Origin of the sequence: Bacillus sp. N3378-2at (genome assembly GCF_033412715.1) — a bacterium.
Taxonomy (GTDB): Bacteria; Bacillota; Bacilli; order Bacillales; family Bacillaceae; genus Bacillus; species Bacillus subtilis.
In genome coordinates this window covers 1,280,507-1,306,992 of record NZ_CP117986.1, presented here as the reverse complement: position 1 = coordinate 1,306,992, position 26,486 = coordinate 1,280,507, and the positions used below count along the sequence as shown (strand labels likewise).

Sequence of the window (26,486 nt, the reverse complement as noted above, 5' to 3'; positions counted from 1 at the left end):
ATTTTCGTCAATAGAAAGAAAAGGGGGGAATTTTTGTTGCGACCCGAAGAAATAACAGAAATGATTGAACAGCTGCGCACCGGCGCCATAAACGAACTGAGAGTCCAGAAAGAGCATTTTCTTGATTTCAGGGCCGTGTTATCTAAACAAGATGATTTTAAACATTTCCGAGGAATTGCCCAGCAAGGCGGAGATGTTATTTTTCAATACTTAGAACAGCCAAGAAGCTGAAGGTTTCTCATACGTGAGAAGCCTTTTTATCATATATGACAGAATACAAGCCTTTTATTACAGCTGTCTGTAACAGGTGTAAATAAAATGTAAAGTGTCAAAAATGGATAAACATGTTTTAATCTGACAATATTTATAGAATTTCAAACTGTTTTTTTGCCATTAAGCAGTGAGTCATCCTCTTTATTCCATCCTGATACCTCCTTGGGAGAGTTGGAAAATCTTTTTCCGTGAAAATGAATGGATCTCTTGTTAAGGTTATGAAGTGTTTTTTGGAGCACTTTAAGGAGGAAACTGTATGACAACGAAATTCACTGCTCTGGCTGTTTTTCTTCTTTGTTTCATGCCTGCAGCCAAAATTGAGCATACACAAGCTTCACTACTGAGCGCAAAGAAGACAAAACATGAAGAAGCGAAATGGCTTACACATATAGATCGAAATACGAATGAATCTTTCCCTTCACTGTCTGCTGATAAGGACAAGAAAATAACACCGATTAAGCTATCAGCACACACTGAAAAGAAAGAGAAAGATAAACCGGACAAAACAAATGATGAGAAAGAAACATATACACAGTCTGAAAAAGAGTTGCTGTCCCGTCTCGTTCACGCAGAGGCCAAAGGAGAATCATATAAAGGCAAGGTCGCTGTAGCAAGCGTTGTACTGAACAGGACGGAGAAAAAAGGTTTTCCTGATACGATAAGAGGAGTTATTTATCAGAAAAACGCCTTTGAACCGGTCGCAAACGGGAGCATTAACCAAAAGCCTGATAAAGAATCGATTGAAGCTGCCGAAGAAGCGCTGTCCTCAAAAAATAGAGAAACAGATGCCATATTCTTTTATAATCCGAAAACAGCGTCAGATAATTGGATTCGTTCAAGAAAAATCGTAGAAAAAATCGGCAGACACGTTTTTGCCGTCTAAGCATAGAAGAGACAATTTGTCTCAGCTGTGCTTTTTTTCATATAAAGAGTAAAAATAAAATAATTTTTGAACTTGTCTCATATGATGTTGGTAGTACAAGAGACAAGGAGAGACATCATGAATCGATTTGTGAAAGGGATCATTCTTTTATCCATTGCCGCCTTTTTCGCTGAATGCCTTGAATTTGTCGTCAATATGATTTTGGCGCGGGAGCTTGGCGAGCATGGGATGGGGCTTTACATGAGTATTTTGCCCACGATCTTTTTAATTATTGTCATCGCGAGCCTGGAACTGCCGATATCCATTTCTAAATTCATTGCCGAGTCAAATCCTAAGCTTCATGAAAGCATGCTGAGGCACGCTTTCAGAATGACAGCCATTTTTACTGCTTTTTCTACTGCTGCCGCTAGTATTGCGCTTCCGTTTATTCCGGTATTTGATACATACCACCCGTTTATTAAAGGGATTGTCATCGGCTTAATTCCTGTTGTCGCCTTTACTTCAATCGCCAGGGGCTACTTTATGGGTGTGCAGAAAATGGGGAAGATCGCAATTGCCAATGTGCTGAAAAAAATCATCCAGCTCTTGTGCTTATTCCTCTTTTTTCAATGGTACTCATTTGAATTGGACATGGCTGTGCTGATTTCCTTGTTTGTTCTAGTCGTGAGTGATGTGGTCGTGCTTGTTTATTTATATTCACAATTTATCATGGCAAGGCGGGCGTTATCCGGCCAGCAGCACATTCATTTGCGCGGAAAGGATGTAAGGAAAAGACTGCTTGCTGTTTCAATTCCTACAACAGGACTGCGCATTTTTCATGCGGTTGTCAATGCAATTGAACCCTTTTTAGTAAAAGGAGCTCTTTTGGCTGCGGGCGTTGCCGGGACAGCGGCGATCGATCAATACGGAATGCTGGCAGGAGTGGCTGTGACGATAGGGTCGTTCCCTGCTTTTATTGCCCATTCGTTAATGGTCGTCATGATACCGAGTATTTCGGAAGCTTATGCACTTTCTCAGTATGACATCGTGTTAAAAAGGCTGAAGCAGTCGATTTTCATTACATTAGGTTACGGTATACCTGCCGTCTGGGTCATGTTCCAGTTTGCGGGACCTCTCACGCATTTGTTTTTTCACTCTCCTGAAGCGCAGTATTACTTGCAGCTGTTGTGGCCTTACTTTCTCTTTCATCTGTTTGTCATGCCGCTGCAGGCGTGCTTAATCGGGATGGGCTTTGTGAAAGAGGCTTTTTATCACAATGTATGGAGCCATATCGTTGCGCTAAGTATGATGTATGTACTGGGATCAATGGAGAATCTGCAAATGCTCGGGATTATCCTTGGAATGAACACTGGCATGATTCTTTTGACGAGCCTGCACTATGCCACGATCTGCAAAGCATTGAAGGTATCCGTATTCCTTACGGGAGGGACCAGAACGCCGCGAATTGAAGGATGATAAAGGAACTGCAGGGGCAAGCTAATTGAAAAGCATGAAAGGAAGATTCCATGTTGACGAAGCGCTTGCTTACTATATACATTATGTTATTAGGGTTGATTGCATGGTTTCCATGTGCGGCACAAGCTGAGGAAAAACAGCCTGCTGTTCCCGCTGTTTTTCTTATGAAAACGATAGAAGGGGAGGACATCTCGATTCCGAATAAAGGGCAAAAAACAATTCTCCATTTTTGGACGTCATGGTGTCCGCCCTGCAAAAAGGAGCTTCCACAGTTTCAATCGTTTTATGATGCCCATCCATCCGACAGTGTAAAGCTGGTAACGGTGAATTTAGTGAATTCGGAACAAAATCAGCAAGTCGTTGAAGACTTTATTAAAGCAAATAAGCTGACGTTTCCAATTGTCCTTGACTCAAAAGGGGAATTGATGAAGGAGTATCATATCATCACGATCCCAACATCATTTTTGCTGAATGAAAAGGGAGAAATTGAAAAAACAAAAATTGGCCCGATGACGGCGGAACAACTGAAGGAATGGACGGAAGAATAGCTGAGAGCATCGACTCTCAGCTTTTTTCATATAGAGAAGAAGTGAATGAACATTAATGATAATTATTATCAAAAAGAAATTAAAATAATTATAATTGAAATTCTCTTCGTGCGTGCTATAATAAAGGAAGACATCAAGAAATAACTGACGATAAAGCTGCCTTTTGGGCAGCGATTTTGTTTTTATAAGAGAAATGAAGATGATTTACGTTCTCAATTAGAGAGGAGAATTCGATATGAATGAACAAGTTATCGTTCAACGCGACCCGCACGAGCCATTGAAAACAGACAAGAGGGAAAAAAACTGGGCACAGCACGCGGAGCTTATTGCTGCACTTGTATCAGGCGCTCTTATTTTGGCAGGCTGGCTCTTATCCGGATATCAGGTATTATCCATAATACTTTTCTTGCTGGCTTTTGTGATCGGCGGATTTGCTAAAGCAAAGGAAGGAATCGAAGAAACACTCGAATCCAAAACGCTGAATGTAGAACTTTTAATGATTTTCGCTGCCGTTGGTTCCGCCTTGATCGGATACTGGGCAGAGGGTGCTATTTTAATATTTATTTTTTCCTTAAGCGGAGCTTTAGAAACATACACGATGAATAAAAGCAGCAGAGATTTAACGTCTTTAATGCAGCTTGAGCCTGAAGAAGCGACATTGATGGTCAATGGTGAAACCAAAAGAGTTCCGGTTTCAGACTTGCAGGCCGGTGATATGATTGTGATCAAACCTGGAGAACGCGTAGCGGCAGACGGTATCATTGAATCGGGCTCGACAAGTCTTGACGAGTCGGCTTTAACAGGTGAATCAATGCCTGTAGAAAAAAACAGAGGCGACGCTGTATTCACAGGAACGGTGAATCGCAATGGCTCCTTGACTGTCCGTGTCACGAAAGCAAATGAAGATTCGTTATTCAGAAAAATTATCAAACTGGTTGAATCAGCGCAAAATAGTGTTTCACCCGCTCAGGCTTTCATCGAACGATTTGAAAATGCTTATGTGAAAGGTGTGCTAATTGCGGTGGCGCTCCTTTTATTCGTCCCGCACTTTGCGCTGGGCTGGAGCTGGAGTGAAACCTTCTACCGCGCAATGGTGTTTATGGTTGTCGCGTCACCTTGTGCGCTTGTCGCCTCTATTATGCCGGCGGCGCTGTCCCTGATTTCAAATGGCGCCCGCAACGGTATGCTTGTGAAAGGAAGCGTCTTTCTTGAACAGCTGGGCTCAGTGCAAATGATCGCCTTTGATAAAACCGGCACTGTAACAAAAGGCCAGCCTGCCGTAGAGACGATTAGAATAGCAGAAGGATTCAGTGAAGCGGAAGTTCTTGAGGCTGTCTATGCCATCGAAATGCAATCAAGCCATCCGCTCGCCCAAGCCATAACGGCGTACGCTGAAAGCCGCGGCGTGAATCAGTCCGGCTACATATCTATAGAAGAAACCTCAGGGTTTGGCGTTATGGCAGAAGTGTCGGGTGCGAAATGGAAGGTCGGTAAAGCAGGTTTTATCGGCGAGGAAATGGCAGCACAATTTTTGAAACAAACAGCATCAGATGTCATTCAAAGCGGTCATACAATTGTATTTGTGAAAAAGGATGATCAAATAGCAGGCTGTATCGCACTGAAGGACCAAATCAGGCCTGAAGCAAAAGAGGTCATGGAAGAACTGAACCGACTTGGGATTAAAACGGCCATGCTGACAGGAGATCACGAAGACACGGCTCAAGCGATTGCCAAGGAAGCCGGCATGACAACTGTCGTAGCAGAATGCCTGCCTGACCAAAAAGTGAATGAAATCAAACGGTTAAAAGAAGAATTCGGAACGATTGCAATGGTGGGTGACGGAATCAATGATGCGCCGGCGCTCAAAGCGGCGGATGTCGGCATTGCGATGGGCGGCGGAACAGATGTAGCACTTGAGACCGCTGATATGGTCCTCATGAAAAACGATTTGAAAAAGCTCGTAAACATGTGCCGCTTGTCTCGGAAAATGAACAGGATTATCAAACAAAATATCGTGTTTTCTCTAGCTGTAATCTGCCTGCTGATTTGTGCAAACTTTTTGCAGGTGATGGAATTGCCATTTGGCGTGATTGGTCATGAGGGCAGCACGATTTTGGTCATACTAAACGGTTTAAGACTCCTAAAATAAAACCAGCAGCCCTAATCAGGCTGCTGGCTTTTTATGTATCAAGCTTTTCCTTCATTTTTGTCTTTATCAGATCTTTTCATAACCAGGATGAGAGCGAGGATGCAGCAAAGGAAACCCGCTGCACAGCCTATGATAGAGCTGTAATAATAAAAGCCCACCATCTTCATCCCGATAAAAGGAGCGGAAATTCCCAAAACCGTTAAGAGCATAACTGCTTTTCGTCTGAAAAAATTCATCAGCAAACGGAACAACCCCCCTGCGATTGAACGTTACTGTCAGTATACAGGAAGAGGAGCAGGAAATAAAATGCATTAGAAAATGAAGGCGTCGTGAAAGGCAAACACCGGTAAAACCTGTTACAATGGAAGACAGAACAATGCATTGCAAATGGCAGGGAGGAACAAGAAGTGAATAGAATACAACGCGTCTCTTCATGGCTGAAGGAAGCGGGGCATACTGCCGCATTTATTCATACAAAAGAAAATGTTTTTTACTTAACCGGTTTTTACACAGAGCCGCATGAAAGATTAATGGGGTTATTTATTTTTCAAGAAGAGGAGCCTTTCTTTGTTTGTCCAGGAATGGAAGCAGGACAGGCCCGCAACGCAGGCTGGAATCATGAAATCATTGGCTATGCGGATCACGAAAATCCGTGGGAGCTGATAGAGAAGGCTTTGAAAAAGCGAAATATCAGCATACATATGCTTGCGGTAGAAAAGGATTCAATCTCGCTGTCACGTGCAGAACAGCTGAAGCATGCGACGGGCGGGGCTCAATTTGTTTCAGCAGAAGAAACACTCAATCAATTTCGCCTGATTAAAGATGACAATGAGATTCGTTTGCTGAAAGAGGCGGCAAAGCTTGCGGATTACGGTGTTGAAGTCGGCACAGCCGCTTTGCGTGAAGGCATCAGTGAAGTGGAAGTGCTCGCTCAAATTGAGTATGAGCTGAAGAAAAAAGGAATTCAGGGCATGTCTTTCTCTACAATGGTTTTATTCGGAGAAAAATCTGGCCAGCCTCATGGAAATCCTGGTACAGCCACGTTGAAAAAAGGTGATTTTGTTTTATTTGATCTCGGTGTTATTCTTGATGGCTATTGCTCTGATATTACAAGAACGTTTGCATACAAAACCATCAATCCGAAGCAGGAGGCCATTTACGAGACTGTGCTTCAAGCGGAAAAAGCCGCGATTGAGGCAAGCAAACCCGGTGTGAGAATCGGAGATCTGGATTTAACTGCCCGCGGAATCATTGAAAAAGCGGGATACGGTGACTATTTTCCTCACCGGCTTGGGCATGGACTCGGAATTTCTGTCCATGAGTATCCATCCATGAGCCAGGCCAACGATACACTGCTGCAGGAAGGCATGGTCTACACGATCGAACCGGGGATATATGTGCCTGAGATCGGCGGCGTGCGCATTGAGGATGACGTTCACGTAACAAAGGAAGGAGCAGTTGCTCTGACCCAATATCCAAAGGAATTAATCATACTGCCGTAATAGAAATAAAAAAGGACTTTGTTCTCGACATCGTCCTTTTTTATCTGCATTAAATAAAAAAATCATCAAATGTTCGAAAGGGTTTAATTTCATGTTTTTGGTTGAGAGGTTTTACAGCAAGACAGCTGCCACCGAGAACAGTGAGACATAACCCAATTAAAATGAAGAAACCCATGTGATCTTCTCCTTTCAGCTTAAAACACAAAAAGATATCTGGTACGTCCATATCATATTGTATGAAACGCATTCCAGATCAAGGGGATTTAGAAAGAAGGGAATCTATGGCTAATATTAAAGACATTGCAGAAAAAGCCGGTGTCTCTGTTACAACGGTTTCCCGAGTCATAAACAATCATCCATACGTCAGTGAAGACAAACGAAAAAGAGTGTTTGAGGCAATGGAATCATTGGAGTACACGAGAAATATTCACGCTGTACATTTGTCGAAAGGATTTTCAAACATGATTGGTGTTGTCTTGCCAACGGTTAATCTGCCATATTTTGCAGAGCTGATTGCAGGAATAGCCGATGCAGCCGCGGAATCCGGGGTTCACCTCTCTTTATTCCAAACAAACTATGAGGTACAAAAAGAAATCTTTGCGCTGTCCCAATTAAAGCAGCGCCAGGTTGACGGCCTGATTTTTTGCTCAAAGGCGCTTGCTGATGAGAAACTCATGGAATGGGAGGGCCCGATTTTGCTTTGCCAGAATTCAGATAATGCCCGCTTCCCAACCATCAGTATTCCTCACCAAGAAGCATTTCGGAACGGCTTGGACTATTTAATTGCCAAAGGGCACAAAAAAATAGCCATCTGTTTGGCAAGAAAAAAAGGCATGAACAGTCATTTTCGAATCAAAGCCTACAAAGAGGCATTGGAAGAGATCGGCGAGGCATTTCGTGAAGACTGGGTAATTGAGAAAGCGATTACAATCAATGATGGGAAGGCGCTTTTTCATAAATGGAAAACGTGGAAGGAAAAGCCGACGGCTATTTTTGTTGCCAATGACCAAGTCTCAGCAGGGCTTTTTCTTGAAGCAAAGAACCAGCGGGTGTCAGTACCGGATGAGCTTGCAATCTTAAGCGTTGATAACCACGAAATCAGCCAAGCGCTTGGAATCACAACGATCGATATTCAGACAAGGGAAATGGGAAAGCAGGCATTTGCCATACTGGAAAAAAGAATTCAAGGACAGCCGATTGAAAGGAAAGTTCTGGATTACCGTCTCATCGAAAGATCGACTGTTTAGTGAATGCATTGAAAAAAGGTTTGACGTGCATTCCGTTCGTTATGTACGATATGAGGTATTGAATGACAAAGGAGCTGAGGATCGTGAATGGGTCCTTCACAGTGAAAAAGGTACTGAATAATAACGTATTAATTGCTTCTCATCATAAATACAGCGAAGTCGTTTTAATCGGAAAAGGTATTGGTTTCGGAAAAAAACAAGATGATGTCATTGAAGATAAAGGCTACGATAAAATGTTCATTTTAAAAGACGAGAAGGAACAAAAGCAATTTAAAAAGCTCCTTGACTATGTTGATGAAAAGCTCGTTGATATTTCAAACGATGTCATCTATCACATAAGAAATAGGACTAATCACTCATTAAATGAACATATTCACATTGCGTTGACAGACCATATCGCATTTGCGATCAAAAGGCAGCAGCAGGGATTTGATATGAAAAATCCATTTCTAATGGAGACTCAGTCACTATATCCTGAGGAGTACCAAATTGCCAAAGAAGTCATAGATATGATCAATGAAAAAGCGGGAATCTGCCTTCCGGAAGGGGAGATTGGTTTTATCGCTCTGCATATCCATTCAGCATTGACAAACCGTCCGCTGTCCGAGGTCAATCAGCACTCTCAGCTCATGGCGCAGCTTGTCGAGGTGATTGAAGACTCATTTCAAATGAAAGTAAATAAGGAAAGTGTCAACTATTTGCGGCTGATCAGGCATATCAGATTTACAATAGAAAGAATTAAAAAAGAAGAACCGACTAAAGAACCAGAAAAATTAATGTTGTTATTGAAAAATGAATATCCGCTATGCTACAATACAGCTTGGAAATTGATTAAAATCTTGCAGCAAACATTGAAGAAACCAGTTCATGAGGCGGAAGCGGTTTATCTGACGCTTCATCTGTACCGATTAACCAATAAAATTTCATAAATTCAGTTTATCCTTATAACGTGTTACTGATTCGATCAGGCATGAGTGATTGAGGGAAAAAACGGGAAGTTCATTCTCGTTCTTTTGCGCACCCAATTTTGCTCATGCCTTTTTGTTGTGTAAAAGGGCAAATGTAAACGGTTAAACTGGAAGACTTACGCCTGTGAATTCGTTGTCATGATTTTTAGCTGTAAGGTCAGACTAGTAAAAAGAGGAGGTCAATTCTTATGTTTAAAGCATTATTCGGCGTTCTTCAAAAAATTGGGCGTGCGCTTATGCTTCCAGTTGCGATCCTTCCGGCTGCGGGGATTTTGCTTGCGATCGGGAATGCGATGCAAAATAAGGACATGATTCAGGTCCTGCATTTCTTGAGCAATGACAATGTTCAGCTTGTAGCAGGTGTGATGGAAAGCGCTGGGCAGATTGTTTTCGATAACCTTCCGCTTCTTTTCGCAGTAGGTGTAGCCATCGGGCTTGCCAACGGTGATGGAGTTGCAGGGATTGCAGCAATTATCGGTTATCTTGTAATGAATGTATCCATGAGTGCGGTTCTTCTTGCAAACGGAACCATTCCTTCGGATTCAGTTGAAAGAGCCAAGTTCTTTACGGAAAACCATCCTGCATATGTAAACATGCTTGGTATACCTACCCTGGCGACAGGGGTGTTCGGCGGTATTATCGTCGGTGTGTTAGCTGCATTATTGTTTAACAGATTTTACACAATTGAACTGCCGCAATACCTTGGTTTCTTTGCGGGTAAACGTTTCGTTCCAATTGTTACGTCAATTTCTGCACTGATTCTGGGTCTTATTATGTTAGTGATCTGGCCTCCGATCCAGCATGGATTGAATGCCTTTTCAACAGGATTAGTGGAAGCGAATCCAACCCTTGCTGCATTTATCTTCGGGGTGATTGAACGTTCGCTTATCCCATTCGGATTGCACCACATTTTCTATTCGCCGTTCTGGTATGAATTCTTCAGCTATAAGAGTGCAGCAGGAGAAATCATCCGCGGGGATCAGCGTATCTTTATGGCGCAGATTAAAGACGGCGTACAGTTAACGGCAGGTACGTTTATGACAGGTAAATATCCATTTATGATGTTCGGTCTGCCTGCTGCGGCGCTTGCCATTTATCATGAAGCAAAACCGCAAAACAAAAAACTCGTTGCAGGTATTATGGGTTCAGCGGCCTTGACATCCTTCTTAACGGGGATCACAGAGCCATTGGAATTTTCTTTCTTATTCGTTGCTCCAGTCCTGTTTGCGATTCACTGTTTGTTTGCGGGACTTTCATTCATGGTCATGCAGCTGTTGAATGTTAAGATTGGTATGACATTCTCCGGCGGTTTAATTGACTACTTCCTATTCGGTATTTTACCGAACCGGACGGCATGGTGGCTTGTCATCCCTGTCGGCTTAGGGTTAGCGGTCATTTACTACTTCGGATTCCGATTTGCCATCCGCAAATTTAATCTGAAAACACCTGGACGCGAGGATGCTGCGGAAGAAACAGCAGCACCTGGGAAAACAGGTGAAGCAGGGGATCTTCCTTATGAGATTCTGCAGGCAATGGGTGACCAGGAAAACATCAAACACCTTGATGCTTGTATCACTCGTCTGCGTGTGACTGTAAACGATCAGAAAAAGGTTGATAAAGACCGTCTGAAACAGCTTGGCGCTTCCGGAGTGCTGGAAGTCGGCAACAACATTCAGGCTATTTTCGGACCGCGTTCTGACGGGTTAAAAACACAAATGCAAGACATTATTGCGGGACGCAAGCCTAGACCTGAACCGAAAACATCTGCTCAAGAGGAAGTAGGACAGCAGGTTGAGGAAGTGATTGCAGAACCGCTGCAAAATGAAATCGGAGAGGAAGTTTTCGTTTCTCCGATTACCGGGGAAATTCACCCGATTACGGATGTTCCTGACCAAGTCTTCTCAGGAAAAATGATGGGTGACGGTTTTGCGATTCTCCCTTCTGAAGGAATTGTCGTATCACCGGTTCGCGGAAAAATTCTAAATGTGTTCCCGACGAAACATGCGATCGGCCTGCAATCCGACGGCGGAAGAGAAATTTTAATCCACTTTGGTATTGATACCGTCAGCCTGAAGGGCGAAGGATTTACGTCTTTCGTATCAGAAGGAGACCGCGTTGAGCCTGGACAAAAACTTCTTGAAGTTGATCTGGATAAAGTCAAACCGAATGTACCATCTCTCATGACACCGATTGTATTTACAAACCTTGCTGAAGGAGAAACAGTCAGTATTAAAGCAAGCGGTTCAGTCAACAGAGAACAAGAAGATATTGTGAAGATTGAAAAATAAGGGTGTTAGTACGCCGTGCTTGTCAGATGACAAGTACGGTTGTATGATATAATATTGTGAAGTAATTAAGCTTTAAGTTAAAAGGAGAATGATAAAAATGGCACAAAAAACATTTAAAGTAACTGCAGATTCTGGAATCCATGCTCGTCCTGCGACAGTTCTTGTTCAAACTGCTAGCAAATACGACGCTGACGTTAATTTAGAATATAACGGCAAAACAGTTAACCTTAAATCTATTATGGGTGTTATGTCTTTAGGTATCGCTAAAGGCGCTGAGATCACAATCTCTGCTTCCGGAGCTGACGAAAACGATGCTCTTAACGCTTTAGAAGAAACAATGAAAAGCGAAGGACTCGGCGAGTAATGCAAGAATTAAAAGGGATTGGCGCTTCAGCCGGCATCGCGATTGCAAAAGCATACCGGCTTGAAGAGCCAGATTTAACGGTTGAAAAGAAAAACATCTCTGATTCTGAAGCGGAAGTAAGCCGTTTTGATGAAGCGATTGCACGTTCAAAAGAAGAGCTCGAAAAAATCAAAGAGCACGCTTTGAAAGAACTGGGTCAGGATAAAGCTGATATTTTTTCTGCTCACCTTTTAGTTCTCAGTGACCCTGAGCTTCTGAACCCTGTGAAAGAAAAAATCAGCACTGATTCAGTGAACGCTGAATTCGCTTTAAAAGAAACGTCTTCTATGTTCGTTACCATGTTTGAATCTATGGACAACGAATATATGAAAGAGCGTGCGGCAGATATCCGCGATGTAACAAAACGCGTAACCGGCCACCTGCTTGGCGTGGAAATTCCAAACCCAAGCATGATCTCAGAAGAGGTTATTATTGTAGCTGAAGACTTAACACCGTCTGACACAGCCCAATTAAACCGTGAGTTCGTAAAAGGATTCACTACTGATATCGGCGGACGCACATCTCACTCTGCCATCATGGCACGTTCTCTTGAGATTCCGGCAGTTGTTGGAACGAAAGCGGCTACAGGCACGATCCAAAACGGCGTGACTGTTATCGTTGACGGTATCAATGGCGATGTCATTATTGACCCATCTGCGGAAACTGTAAAAGAGTATGAAGAAAAACATAATGCTTATTTGGCTCAAAAAGCTGAGTGGGCGAAGCTTGTCAATGAACCGACTGTCTCAAAAGATGGACATCATGTAGAGCTTGCAGCGAACATCGGTACTCCTGATGATGTAAAAGGTGTTCTTGAAAACGGCGGAGAAGCAGTTGGCCTTTACCGTACAGAATTCCTTTACATGGGAAGAGATCAGCTGCCTACAGAAGATGAGCAGTTTGATGCTTACAAAACGGTTCTTGAGCGTATGGAAGGAAAATCAGTCGTCGTGCGGACACTTGATATCGGCGGAGACAAAGAGCTTCCTTACCTGCAGCTTCCTAAAGAAATGAACCCGTTCCTGGGATATAGAGCGATTCGTCTTTGCCTTGAAGAGCAAGAAATCTTCAGAACACAGCTTCGCGCGCTGCTTCGTGCAAGTACATACGGAAACTTGAAAATCATGTTCCCTATGATTGCGACAGTTAACGAATTCAAAGAAGCAAAAGCGATCCTTCTTGAAGAGAAAGAAAAGCTCGTAAAAGCGGGACAGGCTGTATCTGACGATATTGAAGTCGGAATGATGGTTGAGATTCCGTCAACTGCAGTCATCGCTGATCAGTTTGCTAAAGAGGTTGATTTCTTCAGTATCGGAACAAACGATTTGATCCAATACACAATGGCAGCTGACCGTATGAATGAACGTGTATCTTACCTGTATCAGCCATACAACCCGGCAATCCTTCGCTTAATTACACTGGTAATTGAAGCAGCACACAAAGAAGGAAAATGGGTTGGCATGTGCGGAGAAATGGCAGGAGACGAGATTGCGATTCCAATCCTTCTCGGCTTAGGCTTAGATGAGTTCTCAATGAGCGCAACGTCTATCCTTCCGGCAAGAACACAAATCAGCAAATTGTCTAAACAAGAAGCTGAGTCATTCAAAGAGAAAATCTTATCTATGAGCACGACAGAAGAAGTTGTCGCGTTCGTAAAAGAAACATTCAAGTAATGTACAAAAACCAGACGGCCTCCGGCCTGTCTGGTTTTTTTCATAAGTAAGGGTATAGAAGGACACAATAACATGGCTAGGAGGGATAGTATGTCAAACCAATTTAACGCAGGAGATACTGTTTATGTGATCTACAGAAATCCGCACGCCGCCAATGTAGCTCACATAAAGGAAGCCGAAATTGTGCACCATCCATACCATGAAGGCGAGCTTTCCCTGTTTATTTATGAAACCTATCACCCGTTCGCAGAGGACGATGCTGTGTTTGCAAGCTATGAAGAAGCTAAATCGCTTTACAAAGAACTCTTTGATATTGATCCATATGAGTAACAAGGAAATCATTACAACTCATATCCTTTCCGCCTAGTGAGAAAAGTAACGTTAGTAAAGGAAAAGGATGTGGCATCATGCAGAACCCATTTGTTCCGCAGCTTGTATATATAGAACCGAGGGCGCTGGAATATCCGCTAGGCCAAGAATTACAAGAAAAATTTGAGAATATGGGCATTGAAATCAGAGAAACAACATCCCACAATCAGGTGCGTAATATTCCTGGGAAAAATCATCTTCAGCAATATCGCAATGCGAAATCAACTTTAGTTATCGGTGTCCGGAAAACATTAAAGTTTGATTCATCCAAACCCTCGGCTGAATATGCCATTCCGTTTGCAACAGGCTGCATGGGGCATTGTCATTACTGCTACCTGCAAACAACCATGGGATCAAAGCCGTATATCAGAACTTATGTAAACGTCGAAGAGATTTTGGATCAGGCAGATAAGTATATGAAGGAGCGCGCACCAGAGTTCACAAGGTTCGAAGCATCATGTACGTCAGACATTGTAGGAATTGATCATCTGACACACACGCTGAAGCGCGCCATTGAACATTTTGGTCAAAGTGATCTCGGAAAGCTCCGATTTGTAACGAAATTTCATCATGTCGATCACCTATTAGACGCAAAGCATAACGGGAAAACGAGATTCAGATTCAGTATTAATGCCGACTATGTGATTAAAAACTTTGAGCCGGGAACTTCACCTCTTGATAAGCGGATAGAGGCGGCAGTAAAAGTTGCAAAAGCAGGCTACCCGCTAGGCTTTATTGTTGCTCCGATTTATATTCATGAAGGCTGGGAAGAAGGATACAGACATCTGTTTGAAAAGCTTGATGCTGCTTTGCCGCAGGACGTTAGACATGACATAACGTTTGAATTAATTCAACACCGTTTTACAAAACCGGCCAAACGAGTGATAGAGAAAAATTATCCGAAGACGAAGCTCGAATTAGATGAAGAAAAGCGCCGTTATAAATGGGGACGCTACGGGATCGGAAAATATATATATCAGAAAGATGAAGAGCATGCACTTCGAGAAGCACTTGAATCCTATATTGATACCTTTTTCCCTAACGCGAAAATTGAATATTTCACTTAAACGGGCTGTTGTGATCAACAGCTCTCTTTTTATAAAAAGGATTTTTCCATTCCATCAAAACGCCGTAATTCAATGATTCTTTATCCTCTACATAATTGCTTACTACACGAATAGGTGAACGCCCGCAACGGAGGAGAAAGGACAGTACAGGGTCGTTTTTCCTGCCTTCCATCACATCTTCAACGTACTGAACAGCGCTGATCTCGTGTGCGTATTTATGATATAAAGGAATGCGGCCGCCGCCGAGAAGGCGCTCCAGTCTCTTATCAACAGTCAGCTCATACATCGTATTCATCAGCCATTTTCCGATTCCAAGCTTTCGATAATGAGGAGAAACAGAAATATCCACTACATATAAAGTATTTCCATGAGGTTCATGATTTTTAATCGATCCGTTGTCTGTTGCTTGTGCCCAAGTATGATCAGGAGATTCAGGCTCAAATTGTACAATAAGAGCAGTCATGGAACCGATAATTCTGCCATTGATGAGCGCGCATAAAGCGCCTTCCGGAAAGGTTTTGATATGGCTGACAAGCTGGTCCTCTGACCACAGCAATTCCTGGGGAAACGGAGGAGGGAAACATTCTTCTTGAAGAGAAATCAGCCTCTCGATGTCAGTCTCAGTGTAGTTTCTGATGGTCAGAGCCTCAAATTTTCTGCCGTCATGCACATACATTTGTTTTAGTATGATCATCACTCTCCTTATGTTGTTTCATTATAACGAAGATTGAATTTTCAGTAAATATATTCCGATTTTCTTATAATTTATTTTTTGATTATTCATTTTTCAAACGAAAGGGCCGATATAGAAATTAGGAGGGGATTGGTTTGTTTAAAAAACTTCACATGAAGATTGCTGTTTTTGTTTCGATTATGTTAATCGTCACAGTTGTTCTTTTAATGCTGTCTTCTTATTTGACGCTAAAACCGATGATTACAGAGGATGGGAAAAATACAACTCAAAACGTGACGCAGTCACTTGAACAAAATATTGAATTGCAATTAAAGAGTTATGCCATTTCGTTATCAAGATTGGCTAATGGGGAATTAACGCATACATTTGTAACGAAACCAAGTAAAGAAGTTGCTCGGCTGTTTCACGATGACATTAAGCAAATCAAAGATAACGATGATTATGTTGCGATGGCTTACATAGGCACCGCAAAAAAAGAAATGTTTACATATCCAAAAGCGGATTTCGCTGAGGATTATGATCCAGCATCAAGACCATGGTATAAGCTTGCAGCTGAAACCCCGGATCAAGTTGTTTGGACGGAACCTTATAAAGATGTCGTGACAGGAGACATGATTGTTACTGCATCGAAAGCGATCTTAGACGGGCAAAAAGTGATAGGGGTTGCCAGCTATGACTTGAAACTCTCTGCTATCCAGAGTATGGTCAATAAACAAAAGGTGCCTTACAATGGATTTGCCTTTTTAGCTGATACGAGCGGCAATCTTTTAGCCCATCCGTCAAATCAAGGAAAAAATATATCAAAGGATCAAACACTGCAAACCATCGCATCCGAGAAAAAAGGGATACAAGATGTGAATGGAAAAATGGTTGTGTACCAAACGATTGGCGAAACGGGCTGGAAGGTCGGAACGCAATTTGATACCGATCAATTAATGTGGATTTCAGATAAAATGAATCGGGCAAATCTTTGGATATCATTGCTTGCGCTTATCATAACAATTATTCTCAGCTACTTCCTGGCCAAAACGATAACCGGTCCGATACAGCAGCTGATCGCAAAAACGAAAGCTGTTTCCGCAGGCGATTTAACAGTGCGCGCGGAATCAAAATCTAAGGATGAAGTCGGTATTTTAACAAGAGATTTCAATCTGATGGTTGAAAATATGAAGGAAATGGTTGAGCAAGTGAGACTCTCTTCAGGGAAAGTATCTGACACCTCTGAACAACTAACGGCTGTCTCTGCCGAAACTAATGAAACAAGCGGACAAATTGCAAAAGCGATTGAAGAAGTAGCCGCAGGAGCATCGGAACAGGCTTCTGAAGTTGAAACCATTAATGAAAAATCGGAAAGCCTGTCAACGAAAATCAGGCAAATCGCTGAGGAGGCAGGCGGAATTAAAGAACGTTCAAAATCGTCCGAGGATGCAAGCTATAAAGGACTTGACGCGCTCGGCCAGCTGCTGATGAAATCAAACGAAGCCAATATGGAAACGAAAAAGGTTGAAACGATGCTGCTGGATTTGGAAAATCAAACTAAGAATATTGAAGAAGTCGTTACAGCGATTTCAAACATATCTGATCAAACCAACTTGCTTGCCTTAAATGCCAGTATTGAGGCAGCCAGAGCCGGAGAAAGCGGGCGCGGTTTTGCCGTCGTAGCCGATGAAGTGCGGAAGTTAGCTGAGCAATCAGCCCTTTCTACAAAGCATATCAGCGAGACTGTGAAGCTTATCCAGCTTGAGACAAAAGAGGCCTCTCACGCGATGGTTGAGGCAAGCAGAATGAATGATGAACAAAACAGTGCCATTCACGAAACTGGAGAGGTATTAAATACGATAACTGCAGAAATGCAGTCACTGGTACAAGGTATTGATCACATTTACGCGGAAATTCAAAGAATGAGTGAAGAACAGCTTGCGATTTCTGAAGCTATTCAAAGCATTTCAGCCATATCACAGGAATCAGCTGCCGCAGCAGAGGAAGTGAACGCATCAACCGATGAACAGCTTGTCACCCTTGATAAAGTCAAACACTCAACGGAAACACTAAAACATGCAAGCCAAGAACTTATGAACACAATTGCAAAATTCACATTGTAATCCAATTACATCCCCAAACATCATTTGTTTTGGGGATTTTTTATGTTATAAGATGAATAGATATGGTAGTCTAAAAAATGAAGGAAAAATGATAAATTTTAACTAAAATCAAAACGAAACATCAGGGAGGAATGACCTTGAAAAAAACAATTGGTTTTATCGGTCTTGGAGTGATGGGAAAGAGCATGGCATCACATATTCTGAATGACGGCCACCCTGTTTTGGTGTACACCCGGACAAAAGAAAAAGCAGAAAGCATACTTCAAAAAGGCGCGATCTGGAAAGATACGGTCAAAGATCTTTCGAAAGAAGCGGATGTCATCATTACAATGGTCGGCTATCCCAGTGATGTTGAAGAAGTGTATTTCGGAAGCAATGGAATTATTGAAAACGCAAAAGAAGGCGCATATCTTATTGATATGACGACATCTAAGCCTTCGCTTGCGAAGAAGATTGCTGAAGCGGCCAAAGAAAAAGCATTGTTCGCTTTAGACGCTCCTGTTTCCGGTGGAGACGTCGGTGCACAAAACGGAACACTCGCGATTATGGTCGGTGGAGAAAAAGAAGCTTTTGAAGCCTGCATGCCGATTTTCTCTTTAATGGGAGAGAATATTCAGTATCAAGGATCGGCTGGAAGCGGACAGCATACCAAGATGTGCAATCAGATTGCAATTGCAGCCGGTATGATCGGTGTTGCTGAAGCGATGGCTTATGCCCAAAAATCAGGTCTAGAGCCGGAAAATGTTCTGAAAAGCATCACAACGGGCGCAGCCGGAAGCTGGTCATTGTCAAATCTTGCTCCCCGTATGCTGCAAGGCAACTTTGAACCGGGATTTTATGTGAAGCATTTTATTAAGGATATGGGAATTGCACTAGAGGAAGCAGAATTAATGGGGGAAGAAATGCCAGGCTTGTCGCTCGCAAAATCCTTATATGACAAGCTAGCTGCTCAAGGTGAAGAAAACAGCGGAACACAGAGTATATATAAGCTTTGGGTGAAATAAAAAAAGATTGCCTGTACGAAACAGGCAATCTTTTTTTATTATTTTCCGATGAATTGTTGTGTCCAGATGCTTCCAGACTCAACGTAGCCAACACCGATGTGAGTAAAGTTAGGGTTTAGAAGGGCTTGTCAAGAAAAGTGTGTAAGTTATTCTAGATATTTCTTCACACGTTCCTTTAGGTGGTCATGAACTAATAGTTGATTCATGACCATAGCCCATTGCTGGATGCGTCCACCATCCCATTTCTTTTCTAATTCTTTTGTTCGTAAAAACAATATTTTTAATAGGGCATTCTCATGGGGGAATGCTCCTTTTTTCGTGACTTTTCGAAAGCTAGAGTGGATACTTTCAACGGCATTTGTAGTGTACATGATTTTACGAATATTACCACCATAATCGAAAAGTTGTTCCACATGAGAAAAGTTTCGTTTCCATACGTCTACAGCTCCAGGGTACGTAGACCACTGCTTTTCAAAAGATTCAAATGCACTGTGACAAGCCTTAAGGCTTGGAGCTCCATACACTTTCTTTAAGGCAGCAGTAAAAGGCTTGTAGTCTTTACTTGGTATATACTTAATCGAATTTCGAATTAAATGAACAATACATCTCTGTACGGTCACATCAGGAAAAATCGCACGTGCTCCTTCTTCCAGACCACTAACGCCATCCATTGAGAGAAAGAAGATATCTTCTACACCACGAGATTTGATTTCATCAAAAATTTGCATCCATTTATGTTTACTTTCCGTTTCATTCAACCACAAACCTAGAATGTCCTTTTTACCTTCTATGGTATATCCTAGTATTGTGTAAACGGCATACTTCTTCGTTTCATAGTCATTACGAATGGTTGTGTAAAGACAATCGACAAACACAAAAGGGTAACAGTTACTTAAGGGACGATTTTGCCACTCTTCTAAATTAGGAAGTACAGTATCCGTAATGTCGGATACCATTTCATGAGATACAGAAAAGCCATAGATGTCTTCTATCGTGGAAGAAATGTCTCGTTGTGACATTCCTCTGGCATACATCGAAATGACCTTATCCTCTATAGAGGATACATCTCTTTTACGCTTTGGAATCAACTGCGGTTCAAATGAACCATCACGATCACGGGGGACTGCAATTTCAACTTCTCCTGCCGTTGTTTTCACGATCTTTTTGCCATATCCATTTCTTCTATTTCTTGTTTCTTTTTCTCCCTTGTCATTGGATTCATAGCCCAAATGGTGATTCATTTCACCTTTTAGCATTGACTCAAACATGGGACCAAATATGTCTTTTAATGCTTCTTGCATATCTTCTACTGATTTAGGCTGATACTGTTCGATAATCTTGTTAGCTAATTCTACGGAGTTCGGATCTCTTTTCAATTTCCCCACTGAAACCACTCCTTTAGCTTTATACTTATTATTCTATCAAATAAAAAACTGTGTGAGTAAGGAACCGTACGCATTCCTTACTTACACAGTTAATATTACACTCCCGTTTAGAATGTTTTTTCTGTGTCCTTCACTGTTCATCCAAGCTTTTACTACTTCTTCTGGTGTCTTTTGGCCCTTCGCAATGTTTTCACCTGCTGTTTTGTAGCTGATTCCGAAAGATTTCATCATATCAAACGGTGAGCCGTATGTTGGGCTTTGGTGATCAAAGTAGTTTTTGTCCTTCATATCCTGAGATTTTGCTCGTGCAGATTTGCTTAACGTTTCATCAATTTGAAGCGGCTTTAATCCTTGTTTTTGTCTTTCTGCATTTGTAAGTTCAACAACTTTTTTCTCGTATGCACTTACAGATGAAGGTGCAGATGTTGTTGTGTTTGTTTTTTCAGCAGTTGCGGGTGCTTTAGAAGCAGTGTTTTGATCAGCAGCTGCTTTTTCAGTAGTCTTTTGTGCAGGTTTGGCCGTTTCTGTCTTTTGAACATCCTGAACTTTCACGTTAGATTGCTTCGCATGTTTTTGAAGAAACTGCTTAATCTCTTTTTCGTTTGCAGCGTTTAACGTTTTGATATTTGTGTTAATATGCAGTTTTTTCACTGCATCGTTAAGTGACATGTTTTGTACTGTGTTCCCCGTTTTTACTGTAACCACAGGCTGGCAGGAGAGTTCTTTCGCTGATGCTTGCTGTACGCCCCCGAATGTGAATAATCCAACCGCAGCGGCAGCAGATAAAATAAATGCTTTCTTCATTAGTTCGTAACCTCCTAGAGTTGTTTGTTTCTACAGAAAAATCATAACATAGCTTTTTTGTCATAAAGATTCCAGCACTTTCCTTTGACAAATAAAGATTGTCATTTTCGTAAAGTAAATCCGTTGAATCACTAAGAATAAGGGAATCAGCGGTATATATGATTTTATCGTACCGTTACATAGCTTCCTTTTTTTTGAACCGTTAGTTATATTTTAATGTGTTTTTATATTGACAGCTTTTTTTACTCCTTTTCGCTGTAACAACTATTACAAAGATGTTACAATTAATCTCAGTATATGTAAATATATTGAATGATTTGAGAGGGGTAACCAGAAGTGACTGAAATAGGACGTGAACCAAAGAAAAAGAGCAAAGGAAACAGAGCAATCAGAATGAACCTTTTTTTCCTAGCTGTCTTTGTTCTATTCACTGCATTAATTTTTAAGCTCGGGGTTGTTCAAATTGTTGAAGGCGAACAGCATGAAGAAGACGCTGAGAAATCAAATGCAAAAACAGCTTACTATCCTGCGCCTCGCGGGAAGATGTACGACAGAAATCAGAAAGTTGCTGTCGACAACCAGAGCGTTCCAGAAATTGTGTATGTATCAACATCTAGCACAAAAACAGAAGATAAAATCAAAACAGCGAAGCGGCTTGCTTCTTTCATTCATATTGATACCGAATTTTTGAAGGAAAGGGATCTTCGTGATTACTGGATCGCAGCTCATCCGAAAAAAGCCGCCGCTCTGCTTAAGGAATCAGAAAGCAATCTGAAAGGAGACCAGGCTTACAAGCTTCAAATAGAGCGTGTTCCGGATCAAGAATTAAAGGCTATTCAGCAAGATGACGAAGAAATGGAAACTGCTGCGATATATACAAGGTTTTCAAGCGGAAATGCTTACGAACCTCAAATCGTAAAGGCAATGAATCCAAATAAGAGCAATAGCAATGGAAAAAACGGAGCGCTGCTTGATGAGAAGAAAAACTCCTCGCAAAGACCAAAAAATGACTTAACATATGATGAAATTTCCATTGTTTCTGAGCATTTAGAAGAACTTCCGGGAATCGATATCGTAAACGATTGGACACGAAAATATCCTTATGACAAAACCCTTTATTCTGTTTTCGGGGGCGTCACGACACCTGATCAGGGCCTGCTGAGCGACCGGAAAGATTTCTACTTAACAAGAGGCTATGCGAATAATGACAGGGTGGGAAAAAGTTATTTAGAGTATCAATATGAAGAATATTTAAATTCGCATAAAGAAAAAGTGGAATACGTAGAAGATAATAAAGGAAATGTCGTCAGCCAAAAAACCATTGATAAGGGCAGCAGGGGATACGATCTTCAGCTTTCTTTTGACATGGAGCTTCAGGCAAAGGTAGAAAAGATCATTGAAGAAGAAGTAAGAAACAGCCGTGCACGCGGAAATTACATGCTTGACAGAGCCTTTGCCGTAATGATGGACCCGAATAACGGCGATATTTTATCAATGGCAGGGAAAAAGATAGATTTAAAAACCAACAAAATTGAAGATTATGCGATAGGGGCATTTACCACCCAATATGAAATGGGATCAGCAGTAAAGGGGGCCACCGTGCTAGCCGGCTATCAGGACGGAATCCCGCATTATAAATATTTTGTTGATACACCTCTTTATTTAGCAGGATACGGTAACAAACCGAAGAAATCCTACATGAACATGGGAACCATCAATGAATTAACCGCTCTGCAAAAAAGTTCAAACGTATATATGTTTAATGTTGCCATGCACATTGCCGGTGTCACATACAAGCCGCATGGACCTCTTCCTGCTGACCAGAAGGATTTAAACAAAATGAGAAATTACTACAGCCAATTTGGCCTGGGAGTAAAGACAGGTATCGATCTTCCGCAGGAATCAGCCGGAATGCAAACTACACCTGATGCGGTAGGGGGGTTAATTTTAGACTTGGCCATTGGACAATACGATACATATACACCGCTTCAAATGGCACAGTACATCTCATCAATTGCCAATGGGGGGTACCGCATTCAGCCAAGAATTGTTACAAGTGTTCATGAGCCCAGCAAAAAAGAAGGCCTTGGGAAGACCATTGAACAAAGAAAGCCAAACATTCTCAACAAAATTAACAACTCAGAAAGTGACATTCAGCAGGTGAAGACTGGAATGAAGCTAGTTACCACTTCAGGGACAGCTAAAAATACGTTTACAGAAGATGTATCAGGGAAAACGGGAACAGCGGAAACATTTTACTACGGCACGAATCGCAACTGGTGGGGGAAAAAAACATACAATCTGACTTTTGTCGGCTATTACCCATCGAAAAATCCAAAAGTGGCTTTTAGTGTTGTTGTTCCATCAGTAAATGATGATGATAAGATCAATAAAATTATTGCCAAAAGAGCTATCCACGCCTACGCAGAGCTCGAAAAAAAACACAGTAAAAAATAAAAAACAGGGTGCACAACTAAAAGATTGTGTGCCCTTTCTTTTATTCAAAAATTGACGTTCACCATAAGAATAGAAGGAGAATACTCATTTTCTAGCGAATCATACTAGGTAAAAGTCAATCTGTATATGTCGAAACACGATGATCATGCAAAGGAGGGATTCTGTGGAACAGGATACGCAGCATGTTAAACCACTTCAAACAAAAACCGATATTCATGCAGTCTTGGCCTCTAATGGACGCATCATTTATATATCTGCCAACTCCAAACTGCATTTGGGCTATCTCCAAGGAGAGATGATCGGATCATTCCTCAAAACGTTTCTGCATGAGGAAGACCAATTTTTGGTTGAAAGCTATTTTTATAATGAACATCATCTGATGCCGTGCACCTTTCGTTTTATTAAAAAAGATCATACGATTGTGTGGGTGGAGGCTGCGGTAGAAATTGTTACGACAAGAGCTGAGCGGACAGAACGGGAAATCATTTTGAAAATGAAGGTTCTTGAAGAAGAAACAGGCCATCAATCCCTAAACTGCGAAAAACATGAAATCGAACCTGCAAGCCCGGAATCGACTACATATATAACGGATGATTATGAACGGTTGGTTGAAAATCTCCCGAGTCCGCTATGCATCAGTGTCAAAGGCAAGATCGTCTATGTAAACAGCGCGATGCTCTCAATGCTGGGAGCAAAAAGCAAGGATGCTATTATTGGAAAATGGTCCTATGAATTTATTGAAGAAGAATATCATGATATCGTGAAAAACAGGATTATACGAATGCAAAAAGGAATGGAAGTCGGAATGATTGAACAGACGTGGAAAAGGCTTGATGGCACACCTGTTCATTTAGAAGTGAAAGCATCCCCGACCGTCTACAAAAACCAGCAGGCTGAGCTGCTGCTGATCGATATCTCTTCAAGGAAAAAATTCCAAACCATCCTGCAAAAAAGCCGTGAACGATATCAGCTGCTGATTCAAAATTCCATTGATACCATTGCGGTGATTCACAATGGAAAATGGGTGTTTATGAATGAATCGGGAATTTCCCTGTTTGAAGCGGCTACATATGAGGATTTAATTGGCAAAAACATATACGATCAGCTGCATCCTTGCGATCACGAGGATGTAAAAGAGAGAATCCAAAACATCGCCGAGCAAAAAACAGAATCTGAAATTGTCAAGCAATCCTGGTTCACCTTTCAGAACAGGGTCATCTATACGGAGATGGTCTGCATTCCGACGACCTTTTTTGGTGAAGCGGCCGTCCAGGTCATTCTTCGGGATATCTCAGAGAGAAAACAAACAGAAGAATTGATGCTGAAATCGGAAAAATTATCAATCGCAGGGCAGCTCGCGGCGGGAATCGCCCATGAGATCCGCAACCCTCTTACAGCGATCAAAGGATTTTTACAGCTGATGAAACCGACAATGGAAGGCAACGAACATTACTTTGATATTGTGTTTTCTGAACTCAGCCGTATCGAATTAATACTCAGTGAATTGCTCATGCTGGCGAAACCTCAGCAAAATGCTGTCAAAGAATATTTGAACTTGAAAAAATTAATTGGTGAGGTTTCAGCCCTGTTAGAAACGCAGGCGAATTTAAATGGCATTTTTATCAGAACAAGTTATGAAAAAGACAGCATTTATATAAACGGGGATCAAAACCAATTAAAGCAGGTATTCATTAATTTAATCAAAAATGCAGTTGAATCAATGCCTGATGGGGGAACAGTAGACATTATCATAACCGAAGATGAGCATTCTGTTCATGTTACTGTCAAAGACGAAGGGGAAGGTATACCTGAAAAGGTACTAAACCGGATTGGAGAGCCATTTTTAACAACAAAAGAAAAAGGTACGGGGCTTGGATTAATGGTGACATTTAATATCATTGAAAACCATCAGGGAGTTATACATGTGGACAGCCATCCTGAAAAAGGCACAGCGTTTAAAATTTCATTTCCAAAAAATAAAACAACGGCTTAAACGCCGTTGTTTATCGTCTGCATTGCTTCACGTTTTTTTAATACAAATAATTCTAAACGGTCCAGGCCTTCTCTCAGCGTGTCCATTGAGCATGCAAAAGACAGCCTTACATATCCTTCACCATATGTTGAGAATGAGCTGCCCGGCACGAGTGCCACACCAGCGTCTTCCAAAAGAGCCATACTAAAATCAAATGAAGTCATTCCAAATGATTTAATAGAAGGGAAGATATAAAACGCACCGGACGGTTTAACTACGTCAAGTCCCATGGAAACAAGACGGTCATAAACATAGTCGAGACGTTTTTTGTATTGTTCTCTCATAATCAATGCATCGTCAAAGCCGTTTGTGACAGCTTCAAGCGCGGCTTTTTGAGAAATGGATGAGGCGCACGATACATTGTATTGATGAACCTTTAAAATGTGCTTTGCAATGTCTTTCGGTGCAAATAAAAATCCAATTCTCCAACCGGTCATGCTGTGTGATTTTGACAAGCCGTTAATGACAATTGTTTGATCCCGCAAATGGTTTGCGATGGAGTAATGCGGTCTGTCATATGTTAATTCACTGTATATTTCATCGGACAATACGAAGACATTTCTGCCTTTTAAAAGGGCTGCAATGCTTTTCAGTTCTTCTTCAGATAAAGTCACGCCGGTAGGATTTGACGGATAAGGAAGCACGACACACTTGGTGTTGGGTGTCAGAGCGTCTTCAATCAGCCGGGCGGTAAGCTTAAAGCCGTGTGACGTAGTATCAACAATGACAGGCTTGGCCCCGCACAAATTGATAATAGGTTCATAGCCTGGATAAATAGGCCCTGGCATAATGACTTCATCACCGGGAGATAAAATCGTCCGGAATGCAGCATCAATGGCTTGGCTTGCGCCTGTTGTGATGATAATTTCAGATTCAGCATCATAGTTGAAATCCGCTTTTTTCTTCATATAAAGCTGCACAGCTTGTCTCAGCTCCAGGTAGCCGGCATTCGGAGTATATGACGTCACGTTTTCATCAATGGCTTTTTTTGCGGCAGCTTTCACATGATGCGGTGTGAAAAAATCAGGCTGGCCGATTGTAAGTGAAATGACGTCTTCGTGTTGGGCTACAAGATTCGAGAATTTGCGTATTCCTGAAATTTCGATCTCTCTTGCTTTCGGATTCAGCAAATGTTCCATAATTCATCACCTTAACAAATATAATGAGTTTATCCTATTTTACC

General features: G+C 41.8%; 21 protein-coding genes and 2 pseudogenes. 17 read left to right on the top strand and 6 right to left on the bottom strand.

Annotated features, from left to right (window positions below):
• Positions 1-36 precede the first annotated feature (36 nt).
• The 5 genes from PUN35_RS07150 (at position 37) to pfeT (ending at position 5,308) form a co-directional block, all read left to right on the top strand.
• Positions 37-231, top strand: a complete 195-nt coding sequence (locus PUN35_RS07150; protein ID WP_003218622.1) for a hypothetical protein — start codon at positions 37-39, stop codon at positions 229-231.
• A 298-nt stretch (positions 232-529) separates the two neighbouring features.
• The gene (locus tag PUN35_RS07145) at positions 530-1,156 is read left to right on the top strand and encodes a cell wall hydrolase (RefSeq protein WP_014479640.1); all 627 of its coding nucleotides are present in this window, start codon (positions 530-532) and stop codon (positions 1,154-1,156) included.
• A gap of 117 nt (positions 1,157-1,273) precedes the next feature.
• Positions 1,274-2,611 (top strand): sporulation protein YkvU, encoded by a 1,338-nt coding sequence (ykvU, locus tag PUN35_RS07140; protein ID WP_003245552.1) that lies wholly within the window; start codon positions 1,274-1,276, stop codon positions 2,609-2,611.
• 50 nt (positions 2,612-2,661) lie between these two features.
• Positions 2,662-3,159: a sporulation thiol-disulfide oxidoreductase StoA gene (gene stoA, locus PUN35_RS07135; RefSeq protein ID WP_014479641.1), complete on the top strand. Its 498-nt coding sequence runs from the start codon at positions 2,662-2,664 to the stop codon at positions 3,157-3,159.
• 235 nt (positions 3,160-3,394) lie between these two features.
• On the top strand, positions 3,395-5,308 hold the full coding sequence (pfeT, locus tag PUN35_RS07130; protein WP_014479642.1) for a metal-transporting ATPase PfeT: 1,914 nt from the start codon (positions 3,395-3,397) through the stop codon (positions 5,306-5,308).
• A gap of 38 nt (positions 5,309-5,346) precedes the next feature.
• On the opposite strand, the gene PUN35_RS07125 is transcribed toward pfeT, so the two are convergent.
• Positions 5,347-5,550 (bottom strand): hypothetical protein, encoded by a 204-nt coding sequence (locus tag PUN35_RS07125; RefSeq protein WP_014476643.1) that lies wholly within the window; start codon positions 5,548-5,550, stop codon positions 5,347-5,349.
• Positions 5,551-5,715: 165 nt separating this feature from the next.
• Between PUN35_RS07125 and papB the strand changes: the two genes are divergently transcribed.
• From papB to splB, 8 genes are all read left to right on the top strand, one after another.
• On the top strand, positions 5,716-6,810 hold the full coding sequence (papB, locus tag PUN35_RS07120) for a di/tri-peptidase (RefSeq protein WP_014479643.1): 1,095 nt from the start codon (positions 5,716-5,718) through the stop codon (positions 6,808-6,810).
• 281 nt (positions 6,811-7,091) lie between these two features.
• Positions 7,092-8,057, top strand: coding sequence for a LacI family DNA-binding transcriptional regulator (locus PUN35_RS07115; protein ID WP_014479644.1), 966 nt, complete (start codon positions 7,092-7,094; stop codon positions 8,055-8,057).
• Between the two features lie 62 nt (positions 8,058-8,119).
• Positions 8,120-8,986 (top strand): glucose PTS transporter transcription antiterminator GlcT, encoded by an 867-nt coding sequence (gene glcT / locus PUN35_RS07110; protein ID WP_014479645.1) that lies wholly within the window; start codon positions 8,120-8,122, stop codon positions 8,984-8,986.
• A 227-nt stretch (positions 8,987-9,213) separates the two neighbouring features.
• Positions 9,214-11,313, top strand: a complete 2,100-nt coding sequence (gene ptsG, locus PUN35_RS07105; protein ID WP_014479646.1) for a PTS glucose transporter subunit IIABC — start codon at positions 9,214-9,216, stop codon at positions 11,311-11,313.
• 97 nt (positions 11,314-11,410) lie between these two features.
• The gene (locus PUN35_RS07100; protein WP_003154654.1) at positions 11,411-11,677 is read left to right on the top strand and encodes a phosphocarrier protein HPr; all 267 of its coding nucleotides are present in this window, start codon (positions 11,411-11,413) and stop codon (positions 11,675-11,677) included.
• Complete coding sequence (gene ptsP / locus PUN35_RS07095; RefSeq protein WP_003218638.1) at positions 11,677-13,389, top strand: phosphoenolpyruvate--protein phosphotransferase; 1,713 nt, start codon at positions 11,677-11,679, stop codon at positions 13,387-13,389. The genes PUN35_RS07100 and ptsP overlap by 1 nt, the downstream gene beginning before the upstream one ends.
• Before the next feature lie 90 nt (positions 13,390-13,479).
• Positions 13,480-13,719 carry a splAB operon transcriptional regulator SplA gene (gene splA, locus PUN35_RS07090; RefSeq protein WP_003218644.1) on the top strand — a complete coding sequence of 80 codons (240 nt, stop codon included), beginning with the start codon at positions 13,480-13,482 and terminating at the stop codon, positions 13,717-13,719.
• A 77-nt stretch (positions 13,720-13,796) separates the two neighbouring features.
• On the top strand, positions 13,797-14,825 hold the full coding sequence (gene splB, locus PUN35_RS07085) for a spore photoproduct lyase (RefSeq protein WP_003232425.1): 1,029 nt from the start codon (positions 13,797-13,799) through the stop codon (positions 14,823-14,825).
• On the opposite strand, the gene PUN35_RS07080 is transcribed toward splB, so the two are convergent.
• Positions 14,818-15,519, bottom strand: coding sequence for a GNAT family N-acetyltransferase (locus tag PUN35_RS07080; protein WP_014479647.1), 702 nt, complete (start codon positions 15,517-15,519; stop codon positions 14,818-14,820). The genes splB and PUN35_RS07080 overlap by 8 nt on opposite strands.
• Before the next feature lie 134 nt (positions 15,520-15,653).
• Here PUN35_RS07080 and mcpC point away from each other — a divergent pair, with 134 nt between their 5' ends.
• Positions 15,654-17,621: a methyl-accepting chemotaxis protein McpC gene (mcpC, locus tag PUN35_RS07075; protein WP_014479648.1), complete on the top strand. Its 1,968-nt coding sequence runs from the start codon at positions 15,654-15,656 to the stop codon at positions 17,619-17,621.
• 137 nt (positions 17,622-17,758) lie between these two features.
• A complete protein-coding gene (locus tag PUN35_RS07070) occupies positions 17,759-18,625 on the top strand; it encodes an NAD(P)-dependent oxidoreductase (RefSeq protein ID WP_014479649.1) in 867 nt (288 codons plus the stop codon).
• Positions 18,626-18,663: 38 nt separating this feature from the next.
• On the opposite strand, the pseudogene PUN35_RS07065 reads toward PUN35_RS07070, so the two are convergent.
• The 3 genes and pseudogenes from PUN35_RS07065 to PUN35_RS07055 all read right to left on the bottom strand — a co-directional run.
• A pseudogene (locus PUN35_RS07065) lies at positions 18,664-18,747 on the bottom strand (hypothetical protein); the annotation flags it as partial.
• A gap of 24 nt (positions 18,748-18,771) precedes the next feature.
• Entirely contained in the window at positions 18,772-20,019 is a 1,248-nt protein-coding gene (locus PUN35_RS07060; RefSeq protein WP_031600262.1) for an IS256-like element ISBsu2 family transposase, read from the bottom strand.
• Positions 20,020-20,115: 96 nt separating this feature from the next.
• Positions 20,116-20,814, bottom strand: a pseudogene (locus PUN35_RS07055) (CAP domain-containing protein); the annotation flags it as partial.
• 336 nt (positions 20,815-21,150) lie between these two features.
• On the opposite strand from PUN35_RS07055, the gene PUN35_RS07050 reads away from it, so the two are divergent.
• Both PUN35_RS07050 and kinA read left to right on the top strand, forming a co-directional pair.
• Complete coding sequence (locus PUN35_RS07050; RefSeq protein WP_014479652.1) at positions 21,151-23,271, top strand: peptidoglycan D,D-transpeptidase FtsI family protein; 2,121 nt, start codon at positions 21,151-21,153, stop codon at positions 23,269-23,271.
• A gap of 163 nt (positions 23,272-23,434) precedes the next feature.
• A complete protein-coding gene (gene kinA / locus PUN35_RS07045; protein WP_014479653.1) occupies positions 23,435-25,264 on the top strand; it encodes a sporulation histidine kinase KinA in 1,830 nt (609 codons plus the stop codon).
• On the opposite strand, the gene PUN35_RS07040 is transcribed toward kinA, so the two are convergent.
• Entirely contained in the window at positions 25,261-26,442 is a 1,182-nt protein-coding gene (locus PUN35_RS07040; RefSeq protein ID WP_014479654.1) for an aminotransferase A, read from the bottom strand. The two genes, kinA and PUN35_RS07040, sit on opposite strands and share 4 nt — an antisense overlap.
• Between the last annotated feature and the right edge of the window lie 44 nt (positions 26,443-26,486).